12 protein-coding genes are annotated in these 10,443 nt (G+C 66.2%); 5 read left to right on the top strand and 7 right to left on the bottom strand.

Annotated features, from left to right (window positions below; all coding sequences use genetic code 11):
- Positions 1 to 22: 22 nt before the first annotated feature.
- The 4 genes from QRO93_RS04765 to QRO93_RS04750 all read right to left on the bottom strand — a co-directional run bounded on the left by QRO93_RS04765 (position 23) and on the right by QRO93_RS04750 (position 4,500).
- Entirely contained in the window at positions 23 to 802 is a 780-nt protein-coding gene (locus tag QRO93_RS04765) for a ferredoxin--NADP reductase (protein WP_006455701.1), read from the bottom strand.
- Between the two features lie 80 nt (positions 803 to 882).
- Positions 883 to 2,754, bottom strand: coding sequence for an ABC transporter ATP-binding protein (locus tag QRO93_RS04760; RefSeq protein ID WP_180879724.1), 1,872 nt, complete (start codon positions 2,752 to 2,754; stop codon positions 883 to 885).
- A 363-nt stretch (positions 2,755 to 3,117) separates the two neighbouring features.
- The gene (locus QRO93_RS04755; protein ID WP_180879722.1) at positions 3,118 to 3,567 is read right to left on the bottom strand and encodes a carboxymuconolactone decarboxylase family protein; all 450 of its coding nucleotides are present in this window, start codon (positions 3,565 to 3,567) and stop codon (positions 3,118 to 3,120) included.
- A gap of 36 nt (positions 3,568 to 3,603) precedes the next feature.
- On the bottom strand, positions 3,604 to 4,500 hold the full coding sequence (locus tag QRO93_RS04750; protein WP_180879720.1) for an RNA polymerase sigma-70 factor: 897 nt from the start codon (positions 4,498 to 4,500) through the stop codon (positions 3,604 to 3,606).
- A 118-nt stretch (positions 4,501 to 4,618) separates the two neighbouring features.
- Here QRO93_RS04750 and QRO93_RS04745 point away from each other — a divergent pair, with 118 nt between their 5' ends.
- The 4 genes from QRO93_RS04745 to QRO93_RS04730 all read left to right on the top strand — a co-directional run bounded on the left by QRO93_RS04745 (position 4,619) and on the right by QRO93_RS04730 (position 7,752).
- Positions 4,619 to 6,136 carry a fumarate hydratase gene (locus tag QRO93_RS04745; protein ID WP_008268808.1) on the top strand — a complete coding sequence of 506 codons (1,518 nt, stop codon included), beginning with the start codon at positions 4,619 to 4,621 and terminating at the stop codon, positions 6,134 to 6,136.
- A gap of 116 nt (positions 6,137 to 6,252) precedes the next feature.
- The gene (locus QRO93_RS04740) at positions 6,253 to 6,648 is read left to right on the top strand and encodes a hypothetical protein (protein WP_053450266.1); all 396 of its coding nucleotides are present in this window, start codon (positions 6,253 to 6,255) and stop codon (positions 6,646 to 6,648) included.
- 75 nt (positions 6,649 to 6,723) lie between these two features.
- Positions 6,724 to 7,059 carry a hypothetical protein gene (locus tag QRO93_RS04735; protein WP_053450265.1) on the top strand — a complete coding sequence of 112 codons (336 nt, stop codon included), beginning with the start codon at positions 6,724 to 6,726 and terminating at the stop codon, positions 7,057 to 7,059.
- Positions 7,060 to 7,116: 57 nt separating this feature from the next.
- Entirely contained in the window at positions 7,117 to 7,752 is a 636-nt protein-coding gene (locus tag QRO93_RS04730) for a glutathione S-transferase family protein (protein WP_180879718.1), read from the top strand.
- Positions 7,753 to 7,825: 73 nt separating this feature from the next.
- Here the strand turns inward: QRO93_RS04730 and arsC are convergent, their stop codons facing one another.
- From arsC to QRO93_RS04715, 3 genes are all read right to left on the bottom strand, one after another.
- Positions 7,826 to 8,167 carry an arsenate reductase (glutaredoxin) gene (arsC, locus tag QRO93_RS04725; protein WP_180879716.1) on the bottom strand — a complete coding sequence of 114 codons (342 nt, stop codon included), beginning with the start codon at positions 8,165 to 8,167 and terminating at the stop codon, positions 7,826 to 7,828.
- Positions 8,167 to 9,321, bottom strand: coding sequence for a phospholipase A (locus tag QRO93_RS04720; protein ID WP_053450262.1), 1,155 nt, complete (start codon positions 9,319 to 9,321; stop codon positions 8,167 to 8,169). The genes arsC and QRO93_RS04720 overlap by 1 nt, the downstream gene beginning before the upstream one ends.
- Positions 9,322 to 9,439: 118 nt before the next feature.
- On the bottom strand, positions 9,440 to 9,925 hold the full coding sequence (locus QRO93_RS04715; protein ID WP_053450261.1) for a DUF456 domain-containing protein: 486 nt from the start codon (positions 9,923 to 9,925) through the stop codon (positions 9,440 to 9,442).
- A 236-nt stretch (positions 9,926 to 10,161) separates the two neighbouring features.
- Between QRO93_RS04715 and QRO93_RS04710 the strand changes: the two genes are divergently transcribed.
- A complete protein-coding gene (locus QRO93_RS04710; protein ID WP_005410290.1) occupies positions 10,162 to 10,371 on the top strand; it encodes a cold-shock protein in 210 nt (69 codons plus the stop codon).
- Positions 10,372 to 10,443: the final 72 nt, after the last annotated feature.

Below are 10,443 nucleotides of genomic sequence, written 5' to 3'. Positions count from 1 at the left end.
GCCGGCCACTACCGTTGCGGCCTTATTTTTCGACGAAGGCGCGTTCGAACACGTAATGGCCCGGTTGGCCGATACGCGGCGAGACCTGGAAGCCACGGGCGTCCAGCACGCTGCGCAGGTCGGCCAGCATCTGCGGGCTGCCGCAGATCATCGCGCGGTCGTTCTCCGGGCTCAGTTCCGGCAGGCCGAGGGTGCGCTGCATCTCGCCGCTTTCCATCAGCGAGGTCAGGCGGCCCTGGTTGGCGAACGGCTCGCGGGTGACGGCCGGGTAGTACAGCAGCTTGTCGCCGATCATCTCGCCCAGGAACTCGTGCTCACGCAGTTCCTTCTCGAAATAATCGCGGTAGGCCAGATCCTTTTCGTAGCGCACGCCATGGCACAGGATCACCTTCTCGAAGCGCTCGTAGGTCTCCGGGTCCTTGATCACCGACAGCCACGGTGCCATGCCGGTGCCGGTGCCCAGCAGGTACAGGTTCTTGCCGGGGTGCAGGTCGCTGATCAGCAGGGTGCCGGTAGGCTTCTTGCCGACCAGCACCTTGTCGCCCGGCTTGATGTGCTGCAGGCGCGAGGTCAGCGGGCCGTCCTGCACCTTGATGCTGAAGAACTCCAGGTGCTCTTCCCAGTTGGCGCTGGCGATGGAGTACGCGCGCAGCAGCGGCCGCGCCTCGGTTTCCAGGCCGATCATCACGAACTGGCCGTTCTCGAAGCGAAAACCGCTGTCGCGGGTGAGGGTGAAGCTGAAGTAGGCATCGGTCCAGTGACGGACCTCAAGCACCGTTTCGGCGCCAAAAGCGGAGGACATGGGCGTATCTATCGGAAGTCGTCGGGGGTGATTCTATCTCAAATGAGACAGGTTCTCATTAGGCGGAACGAGAGGCGTTCTCAGCGGTAGCCGGCCGCCTGCAGCTCGAACAGCTCGGCATAGCGGCCGCCCTGTGCCATCAGCTGCTCATGGGTGCCGCTGGCCTCGATCCGGCCGTCGGCCAGCACCAGGATGCGATCGGCCATGCGCACCGAAGAGAACCGGTGGGAAATCAGTACGGCAGTGCGATTATCCGCCAATTCCCTGAACCGCTGGAACACTTCGAACTCGCTGCGTGCGTCCAGCGCTGCCGTTGGCTCATCCAGGATCATCACCTGCGCATTGCGCATCCACGCACGGGCAATGGCGATCTTCTGCCACTGGCCACCGGACAGGTCCACGCCCTGCTTGAAGCGGCGCCCGATCAGCTGGTCGTAGCCGCCGGGCAGGTCGTCGATCACTTCCTCGGCCATGCCGCGGCGCGCGGCGTCGGCGATGCGTGCCCGATCGTCCATGGCCTCGACCTGGCCGACGCCGATGTTCTCGCCGGCGCTGAGGTTGTAGCGCACGAAGTCCTGGAAGATCACCCCGAGATTGGCGCGCAGGTCGTCCAGGTCGTAGTCGCGCAGGTCGCGGCCATCGAGCAGGATGCGGCCCTCGTCCGGTTCGTACAGCCGCGCCAGCAGCTTGACCAGGGTGGTCTTGCCGGCGCCGTTCTCGCCGACCAGGGCCAGTACCTCGCCAGCCTGCAGCTGGAAATCCAGGTGGCGTACCGCCCATTGCTCGGCATCCGGGTAGCGGAAGCCGACGTTCTCGAACACGAACCCCTGGCGGATCGGCTGCGGCACGCGCACTGCGCCTTCGCGCGAGTGGATCTCCGGCTGGATCTGGAAGAACGAGAACAGGTCATCCAGGTACAGCGCCTGGCTGGCTACCTGCGAGAACCCGATCAGCAGGCCTTCCAGCAGCTGGCGCAGGCGCAGGAAGCTGCCGGCGAGGAAGGTCAGGTCGCCGATCGAGAAATCGCCACGGACCGTGCGCCAGGCGATGTAGGCGTAGGCGGTGTAGTAGCCCAGCGTGCCCAACGCGGCCAGCAGCGTGCCCCAGAACGCGCGGCGCCGGGCCAGCGCCCGGTTGGCCTGGAACAGCGCCACCGACAGGCGCCGATAGCGTTCCACCAGGAAGCGGTGCAGGTTGTAGATCTTCACTTCCTTGGCCGTTTCCACACTGGCCCCAAGCTGGCGCAGGTAGTCGAGCTGGCGGCGCTCGGGCGTCCATTGGAAGTTCAAGCTGTAGCCGGCCGCGTTGAAGTGCGATTCGCCGATGAAGGCCGGCACCAGCGCCAGCGCCAGCAGCAGGATCAGCCACGGCGCGTAGACCAACAGGCCGATGGCCAGGCTGGCCACGGTGATCGCATCCTGCACCTGGCCGAACAGCTGGCTCATCAGATTCATCCGGCCCATGGTCTGGCGCCGCGCGCGGTCCAGCTTGTCCTGCAGATCCGGGTCCTCGAAGTCCTCCAGGTCCAGGGTCGCGGCGTGTTCCATCAGCCGGATGCTGGTGACGTTGGCGAACAGTTCCGACAGCAGGGCATCGGCATAGCTGACCAGGCGGCCGAGCAGGTCCGAGGCGATGGCCAGGCCGAATTCCAGTGCCAGCAGGCCCAGCAGTGGGTTGAGCATGCCGCTGGCCAGCGCCTCGCCCAGCGGTGGGAAGCCGGCATCGTGCTGGCTCAGGTGCAGGGCGCTGTCGATGATCAGCTTGCCGACATACAGCATCGCCACCGGCAGCAGTGCACGGATCAGGCGCAGGCCGAGGCTGGCCAGCGTGAGCGCGGGGCTGGTCTGCCAGACCATGCGTAGGAACGGTGGCAGGTTGCGCATCGCCTTGAAGCGCTGTCGCAGGCTGGGTTTCTTCGCGGCGGCGGCGCCAGCGGTGGGGGTGGCAGGCATGCGCGTATTGTGCGCGCCTGATGCGTGCAGAGGGGGTCAGTGCAGCCGTGTGGCCGCGCCGGGGTCAGAACCCTTTGCGTCGCAAAGGGCTCTGACCCTCCCGCATCCACGCATGATGTGGATTTACCGTGTCGACCAAGGTCGACACCTACCAACAGCAGCAGGAAATCTGTCGAAGGCGGGGTGGGTCAGGTCGCAGGGGCGTGAGCCGCATGGATGCGGCGACCGAGCTTACATGGACGTACTTGCAGCGGCCCCTGTGGCCTGATCCACCCCGCCATTCCTCGGGAAACCAGCTTTTGACGCTGCTCTGGCTGTTGCCTCTGCCGGTGCCGGGCGCAGCCCGGCCAGCAGAACTCCCTGTTACGGCAGCGGCGGCAGCAGACCCGCGCCCAGCCGGTTCCAGGCATTGATCACCGCGATCCCCATGCTCAGGTCGCTGATTCCTTTCTCATCGAAGTGCGGCGCCAGTGCGTCGAACGCCGCCTGCGATGGTGCCCCATCGGTCAGCCGGGTCAGCGCCTCGGCCCAGCCCAGCGCGGCACGCTCGCGGGCATCGAAGAAGCGGCTTTCGTGCCATGCCGGCAGGGTGTCCAGCTTGCGCGGGTCGATGCCGCCCTTGCGCAGCGCGGTGCCGTGCATGTCCATGCAGTAGCCGCAGCCGTTGAGCTGCGACACGCGCAGGAACAGCAGTTCCATCAGGGTCGGATCGATCGAGCTGTCATGCACCGCCTTGCTGGTGGCCAGCAGGCCCTTGAAGGCCTCGGCGGCCAGGCGGGTGTAGGGAACGCGGGGAGAGGCATGGTCGGACATCGTGGGCTCCACGGCGGCCACGATGGCCGCCTTTCACTACCAGGACGCCGCGGCGTCCCCGTGCGTGACAACCCGTGGCAGCTTTTCCGGATTCAGCACGCTGTACACCTGGGCGATGCGGCCGTCGACCACTTCGATGGTGGTGACCGAATGCAGGCGGTCACCGATGAAGCGCAGGATCGCCGGTTCGCCGTTGACGTAGCCCAGCCGTGCCGGATGTGCCGCGCCGCGGCGGGCGATGGCCCAGAACAGGCGGCCGATGCGTTCGGCGCCCAGCAGCGGGCGCACCGCTGCGGTGACCACGCCGCCGCCGTCGGAAACCAGCAGTGCGTTGGCGTGCAGCAGGGCCTGGATCGCCTCGCTGTCGCCGCGCTGGGAGGCGTCCATGAAGCGCGCCAGCAGCTGCCGGTGCTGGCTGGGGTCGGCATTGAAGCGCGGTCGCCCGGCCTGCAGGCGTTGCCGCGCGCGGTGCACCAGCTGCCGGCAGTTGGCCTCGCTGTGGCCGATCAGGTCGGCGATCTCGCGGTAATCGTGATCAAAGGCCTCCTTCAGCAGGAACGCAGCGCGCTCTTCGGGGCCGAGCTGCTCAAGCAGGGTCAGGAAGGCCACCGAAACATCATCGGCAAACGCATGCAGCTGGGCCGGGCCAGGCGCCGGGTCCGGCTCCAGCGTGACCGCCAGCGGTTCAGCCAGCCACGGCCCGACGTAGTGCACGCGCTCGCGCTTGGCCGCGCGCAGCCGGTCCAGGCCGAGCCGGGTGGTGGCGGTGACCAGCCAGGCCTCGGCGTCGCGGACGCTGGCCGGGTCGGCGCCCGACCAGCGCAGCCAGGCGTCCTGGACCACATCCTCGGCGTCGGCGCGGCTGCCGAGCAGGCGGTAGGCCAGGGCCATCAGGCGCGGACGGTGGGTCTGGAAGGCGGTTTCGGCGTTCATATGGGCAAGGACGCCGCGGCGGGCAGGGACGTGACACGAATGTACAACGGCACCCCCGGTGGCAGAGGGGGTAAAATGGGCGGATTACCCCCGCCAGCCTCCAGCAAGCGAGCAAGTCGTGACATCGATCAAGCAGGAAGACCTCATCCAGTCCATCGCCGACGCGCTGCAGTACATCTCGTACTACCACCCGGTCGACTACATCAAGAACCTTGCCGCCGCCTACGAGCGCGAGGAGTCGCCGGCCGCGAAGGAGGCGATGGCCCAGATCCTGATCAATTCGCGGATGTGCGCCGAAGGCCACCGTCCGATCTGCCAGGACACCGGTATCGTCACCGTGTTCCTGGAAATCGGCATGGACGTGCGCTGGGACGACGCCACCATGGGCGTGGAAGACATGGCCAATGAAGGCGTGCGCCGCGCCTACATGCACCCGGACAACAAGCTGCGCGCCTCGGTGCTGGCTGATCCGGCCGGCAAGCGCATCAACACCAAGGACAACACCCCGGGCGTGGTCAACGTCAAGGTGGTGCCGGGCAACACGGTCGACGTGATCGTCGCCGCCAAGGGCGGTGGTTCGGAAGCCAAGACCAAGTTCGCCATGCTCAACCCGTCCGATTCCATCGTCGACTGGGTGCTGAAGACCGTGCCGACCATGGGCGCCGGCTGGTGCCCGCCGGGCATGCTCGGCATCGGCATCGGCGGTACCGCTGAAAAGGCGATGCTGCTGGCCAAGGAAGCGTTGATGGAACCGATCGACATCACCGAGCTGCAGGCCCGGGGTGCGTCCAACCGCATCGAAGAGCTGCGCCTGGAGCTGTACGAGAAGGTCAACGCGCTGGGCATCGGCGCACAGGGCCTGGGCGGCCTGACCACCGTGCTCGACATCAAGATCAACGATTACCCGACCCACGCGGCCAACCTGCCGGTGGCGATGATCCCGAACTGCGCGGCCACCCGCCATGCGCACTTCACCCTGGACGGCAGCGGCCCGGTGATGCTGGACCCGCCGTCGCTGGAAGACTGGCCGAAGCTGACCTATGACGCGTCCAAGGGCACCCGCGTGGACCTGGACACGATCACGCCGGAAGACGTGGCCAGCTGGAAGCCGGGCCAGACCCTGCTGCTCAACGGCAAGCTGCTGACCGGCCGCGACGCCGCGCACAAGCGCATGGTCGACATGCTCAACAAGGGCGAGCAGCTGCCGGTCGACCTGAAGGGCCGCTTCATCTACTACGTCGGTCCGGTCGATCCGGTGCGCGACGAAGTGGTGGGCCCGGCCGGCCCGACCACCGCCACCCGCATGGACAAGTTCACCCGCCAGGTGCTGGAACAGACCGGCCTGCTGGGCATGGTCGGCAAGGCCGAGCGCGGCCCGGCGGCGATCGAAGCGATCCGTGACAACAAGTCGGCCTACCTGATGGCCGTCGGTGGTTCGGCCTACCTGGTGTCCAAGGCGATCAAGGCGGCCAAGGTGGTCGGCTTCGCCGACCTGGGCATGGAAGCGATCTACGAGTTCACCGTGCAGGACATGCCGGTGACCGTTGCCGTCGATTCCACCGGCGAGTCGGTGCACAAGACCGGCCCGCGCGAGTGGCAGGCCCGCATCGGCAAGATTCCGGTGGTGGTGGAGTAAGCCTTCCGTTCCAGTCCGGACAACGGCGCCCTTGTGGCGCCGTTGTTGCATACAGCCTGCCCGTGGATGGCCTGCTCTGTTAACGTGCTGTCTGATGCATTGGAAGGGAGTCCATCGTGCTGCAGTGTTCGCGTGTTTTCGTCTTGCTGATCGCTGCGCTGGCGTGCAGTGCCTGTGGTCCGCGTTACTTCGTCGAGCCGCCAACCCATGAAGCTGGGAGGATCTGCGCGTCGGTCTGCGAGAGCCAGAAGGCAACGTGCGACTTCCACAACCGCGCCCGTGCCGAGTCGGACCAGCGGAGCTGCGAAAGCGAGAAGAGCCGGGTCATCAGCCGTTGCAGTGGTATCGCCGACGACAAGCAGCGGCACAACTGCGAAGGGGGCAACGGTGCCGGCAACTACTGCGGTTCCCCGGCACTTCCTTCATGCAATGCTCCGTACGCCCAGTGCCTGCTCTCCTGTGGCGGCACCGTGAATGAAGTCCGCACCGACACCGGTGTTCCCGTGTACTGAGCGGGGCGCGCATCGATGCCTGCACGAGCAACCGTGGTCTGCCAGGGTCGGCCTGCCCCTGCACTGGATGTGCCCATGCGCCTGCATCGATCCGTAGCGGCTGTGTTCCTGCTGGTCCTGGCCGGCTGCAGCACAGCGCCATCCTATGAAGGTGCGGATTTCTCCGCCTCCGCGCAGTGCCGCATGCAGTGCCAGGCCAGCTATCGCAGTTGCATGGCGCAGGACAGGACCGGCAACAGTGCGTTCAGCTGCGAACAGCAGGTGGTACCCGCGCCGGACAAGCGCTGCAAGGACGTCGCCAACCCTGAACTGCGCCGTGCCTGCGAGCTGAAGGCGCACGACTGTACGATGCGCGCGCCGATGATGTCCTGTGGTGAACAGCGGGATACCTGCATGAGCAGCTGCGGCTGAGCAACGGCCCGCGCAGGGGCGCATAATCGGCCGATCCAACCGCACAGGATCCGCCGCATGGGCACCACGCTGTATGGTTCGACCAGTACCGCCGCGCTGGTCGTGCACTGGCTGTTGATCGAGCTGGGCATCGAGCACGAGCTGGTGCTGCTGGATTTTGACGCGCGCGAGCACAAGGCGGCGGACTACCTGGCGCTGAATCCGGCCGGTGTGGTGCCGACGCTGATGATCGATGGCCTGGTACTGACCGAGGCGGCGGCGATCGCGCTGTACCTGGCCGACCGCCATCCGGACGCCGGCCTGCTGCCGGCGGTGGGTACGCCCCAGCGCGGCGACGCCTATCGCTGGATGTTCTGGTGCGCCAATACGCTGCAGCCGGCCTATCGGGCCTGGTTCTATCCGCACGAAGTGGCCGGCGAGGCCCATGTGCAGGCCAGCCGCGAGATGGCACGGCTGCGCCTGGAAGCGGCCTGGCAGCAGGTGGCCACGCACCTGCAGGGGCACGGTCCCTATCTGTTGGGGGCAACGCCGTGCGTGGTCGACTACATGCTGGTGATGCTGATGCGCTGGTCGCGCAACATGCCCACGCCCAGTGACACCTGGCCGACGCTCAAGTCGCACGCCACCTCGATGAAGGCGCGTCCGGCGTTCGCCGAAGTCTATCGCCGCGAAGGCATCACCGACTGGCTGTAACCGAAAAAGGGGACGGAGGGAATTAAGTCGCTTGTGCACAAACGACTTAATTCCCTCCGTCCCCTTTTTCAGGTTACAGGATCTGCAGCACCGTTTCCGGTGGGCGGCACAGCCGCGTGCCCTTGGGCGTGCGCACCACCGGCCGGTTGATCAACCGCGGGTGCTCGGCCATTGCAGCCAACAAGGTGGCATCGTCGGCTTGTTCCAGTCCGAGTTCGGTGAACTGCGCTTCCTTGCTGCGCACCAGTTCACGCGCGCTCAATCCGGAATCGGCCAGCACCTCGCGCAGCGCGGCCACATCGGGCGGATTGCCCAGGTACTCGACCACCACCGGGTCGAAGCCGGCATCGCGGATCAGCTTCAATGCGCCGCGTGAATTACTGCAGGCCGGGTTGTGCCAGATCGTCACGTCCATCAGAACCACTCCAGCAGCGACACGCCCACGCCGACATAGGTGGCCTTGTGGTTGTAGTCGATCAGGCTTTCGCCGTAGCCATCGAAGATCTGCACATGACCGCGCAGCAGGTTGCTGATCGGGAAGCCGTAATCCAGCTGCAACGCGCCATGCGAGCGGCTGCCGGTGCGCAGCGAATGGCGCGCCATCAGCGCGACCTCGTGGCCGTTGCGGTTCCAGATCAGGGTCGCGTCGCCGCGGCCCATGTAGTCCTCGATGTCCGGGTTGTTGTCGTCGCTGCGGGTCTCCGGAATGCGGTACCACGGGCGCAGCACCAGTGCCCAGTTCTCGCGGTCCAGGCCGATGTTGAGCATCACCCGGTTCCAGCTGCGTGACAGCGGATCGGCGCGGCCGTTGGACTGGTGGTTCAGCGCGATGCCGGTCATGCGCCCGCGCCAGCCACCGATCGAATAGCCGTTGCGGAACACCATCATCACTTCGGGTTCGTAGTTGGTTTCGCGGAACGGGCGCGAATCCTCGCCGTTGTAGGCCTGCCAGCGCGAGCTCTGGGTATAGCCGGCCCAGATGTCGCCGTTGTCGCCGAACAGGTTCTCGGCGACCTTGGTCTTGAAGCTGATCTGGAACTTCAGTTCGGCACTGTCCAGCACCTGCGGCGTGGTGACCGTGTTGGCCGGGTTCGGCGAATGCGGCGTGGTGTTGCGGTCGCTGGTCCAGAACGCGGGCAGCAGGTACACCGGCTTGTAGGCCCGCAGCTGGAACGGGCCGAGCTTGGAGTCTTCGGCCAGCTCCCAGCGGCTGTCCAGCAGCGAGCCGCGGCCGGCGTTGGCCAGCGCACTGTCCGCTGCCGCCGGGCGGAAGAGGTCGCTCACGCGTTCGCGCAGTTTCTCCTCGCCCTGGCTCACCCGCGCGGTCTGCCGCTCTTCGCGGCGCGCCTGCGCGGCGGCCTCTGCGGCAGCATCGGCAGCCGCGGTGGCCTGCGGGGTATGCGCGAACAGGCGGTCATAGCAGGCCAAGCGGGCCGCATCGGTGGTGATGGCCGCGCAGGCAGCGGGCGAGGTGTCGGTGCTGGGCACGAACTCCTGCGCCGCCAGCGGTGCACTGGCCAGGGCCAGCGCCAGCGGCGCAAGGCGGGGAAGCAGCGGGGGGAGGGTCATTCCAACAGGCCCTTCGGTGAATACGGGGATCGCACAGTGTGGCGGCTGCACCGGATCGCGGCCAGCCCCAACGATTTATGCACGGCCACCGCGTGCGCAGGGCGTGAAGGCAGCGCCGTCACAGGAACCAGGCGAAGGCGAACAGGCCCAGCATGGCGATCACCACCGCCAGCTTCAGCGCCAGGCCGAGCAGGATGCCGAGCCAGGTGGCGAGGCCGACCCTGGTCGAGCGTCCCAGCTCGCGGGTGTGCCAGTACTCGCCAAGCAGGGCACCGACCAGCGGCCCGGCGAACAGGCCGATGGGCATGAAGAACAGGCCGACGATGCTGCCGACGAAAGTGCCCCAGAGCGCCTTTCGGCTGGCCCCGACCCGCTGCGCACCGACCACGGTGGCCAGCACGTCCACCAGCAGCGAGAGCAGGGTCAGCACGCCCAGTACGACCAGGGTCGGCCAGCCGACATGGACGAAGCCATCAGCCCAGGCCGCCAGCAGCAGTCCGATGAACACCAGCGGGATGCCGGGAAGGGCTGGAAGGATGATTCCGGCGATGCCGACAAGGACAAAAATGACCGCTAGCAGATATAAGATGAATGAGAGTCCCATGCTGTCCCGTATGGTGGTCGATTTGGGGTTGACAGTGAAAGATTTTGCCAGTTGCTTTTTCGTTTTGGGCGGGTTAAGTTGCAGTCGCTGAGCTTGGAAAGGTCACCGTGGATCGTGGCCTGATGAAGCAAGATCTTCCCGATCCGCTGCATCGATGCACCTCGCTTCCCCCTTGCTTGTCAGCCGCCCAACAGGCGTTTCCAACAACAAGAGAGAGTCACCAGGGAGTTAGTGAGATGTCTGATCGCGAGACCGGTACCGTCAAGTGGTTCAACGATGCAAAGGGCTTCGGCTTCATCAGCCGTGAAAACGGCGAAGACGTGTTCGTGCACTTCCGCGCCATCCAGACCCAGGGCTTCAAGAGCCTGAAGGAAGGCCAGAAGGTCACCTTCACCGTCGTGCAGGGCCAGAAGGGCCTGCAGGCCGACGCCGTGCAGCCGACCTGATCGCGCTGTACAACGTCACATGAAAAAGGCCCGCGCAAGCGGGCCTTTTTCCTTGCCATCGGCCCGGGGCAG

This window comes from Stenotrophomonas maltophilia group sp. Smal17, from assembly GCF_030237045.1.
Classification (GTDB): Bacteria; Pseudomonadota; Gammaproteobacteria; order Xanthomonadales; family Xanthomonadaceae; genus Stenotrophomonas; species Stenotrophomonas forensis.
The sequence above is the reverse complement of the archived record's forward strand: the minus strand, read 5'-3'. Positions and strand labels throughout refer to the sequence as shown.

Bases quoted from the DNA above. Each gene is read 5' to 3' on its own strand.
- arsC (WP_180879716.1), bottom strand. From the start codon at position 8,167: ATGGACGTGACGATCTGGCACAACCCGGCCTGCAGTAATTCACGCGGC.
- QRO93_RS04730 (WP_180879718.1), top strand. From the start codon at position 7,117: ATGGGCACCACGCTGTATGGTTCGACCAGTACCGCCGCGCTGGTCGTG.
- QRO93_RS04720 (WP_053450262.1), bottom strand. From the start codon at position 9,321: ATGACCCTCCCCCCGCTGCTTCCCCGCCTTGCGCCGCTGGCGCTGGCC.
- QRO93_RS04765 (WP_006455701.1), bottom strand. From the start codon at position 802: ATGTCCTCCGCTTTTGGCGCCGAAACGGTGCTTGAGGTCCGTCACTGG.
- QRO93_RS04735 (WP_053450265.1), top strand. From the start codon at position 6,724: ATGCGCCTGCATCGATCCGTAGCGGCTGTGTTCCTGCTGGTCCTGGCC.
- QRO93_RS04755 (WP_180879722.1), bottom strand. From the start codon at position 3,567: ATGTCCGACCATGCCTCTCCCCGCGTTCCCTACACCCGCCTGGCCGCC.
- QRO93_RS04710 (WP_005410290.1), top strand. From the start codon at position 10,162: ATGTCTGATCGCGAGACCGGTACCGTCAAGTGGTTCAACGATGCAAAG.
- QRO93_RS04750 (WP_180879720.1), bottom strand. From the start codon at position 4,500: ATGAACGCCGAAACCGCCTTCCAGACCCACCGTCCGCGCCTGATGGCC.
- QRO93_RS04715 (WP_053450261.1), bottom strand. From the start codon at position 9,925: ATGGGACTCTCATTCATCTTATATCTGCTAGCGGTCATTTTTGTCCTT.
- QRO93_RS04760 (WP_180879724.1), bottom strand. From the start codon at position 2,754: ATGCCTGCCACCCCCACCGCTGGCGCCGCCGCCGCGAAGAAACCCAGC.